This window comes from Allomuricauda sp. F6463D (assembly GCF_023015965.1).
GTDB lineage: Bacteria > Bacteroidota > Bacteroidia > Flavobacteriales > Flavobacteriaceae > Flagellimonas.
Map to the genome: position 1 here is coordinate 1 of NZ_JALKAN010000014.1, position 767 is coordinate 767.

A 767-nucleotide genomic window follows, 5' to 3' on the forward strand; every position below is an offset into this window, starting at 1 on the left:
AGGTTCCCCTGTACAATGCCCTGACCGATGTACAGGCAGAGTGCCTTCAGCTCTTTAGGTTAATGGATAGTTATCTGAAGAAGCGTACAGCTACAAAGAACAAGATTCACGGAGAGGAAGTTCTGGGTATTCCATCCAAGTATGTTTACAGGTCTTTAAAACGTGACCTCAAACATTTGAACAAAGAGGTGAAAGGAATCGAAGACCGTTTGTTGGGACTTGTAAAACAGGATCAACAGCGGCAACTGACCTTGTTGACCAGTATACCTGGGATAGGGATCAAGACCGCCTTGTTCTTGGTTGTAATTACAGATGGCTTCTCCAAGTTCGAGAAGGCTTCACAGCTGTGTAGTTATGTGGGCATAACCCCAACGATACGCGAATCGGGGAGTAGTGTAAGGAGCAGGGGCAGGATCAGTAAAGTGGGCAACAAGAAGCTCAGGAACCTTTTGTTCCTATGTGCATTCAATGCTTGTAAACACAACAAGGGATGTAGGGAGATCTATGAGCGGATCGTGGCCAAGGGCAAGAGCAAGAAACTTGCATTGATAGCAGTGGCCAACAAGCTTTTAAAACAGGCCTTTGCAATCGTCAGATCAGGATTGCCCTACGATGAAAATCACGTATCTGTTCTTGCTAAAGGATAAGTCGAAAAAGGAATGGGTGAAACGGTTAATATCTGTAATTACAGATATTAACAAGGGATGAATATGTCTCAAATTTAATTCAGAAAAGAGTTGGTTTTCACCTCAGTTCTTTGTTGGGCA

The 767-nt window shown here is 43.7% G+C and carries 1 protein-coding gene; it reads left to right on the top strand.

Annotated elements, in window-relative coordinates:
* Positions 1 to 647, top strand: a 647-nt coding sequence (locus tag MWU56_RS16440) for a transposase (protein ID WP_247046506.1), incomplete at its 5' end; no start/stop codon positions are given.
* Positions 648 to 767: the final 120 nt, after the last annotated feature.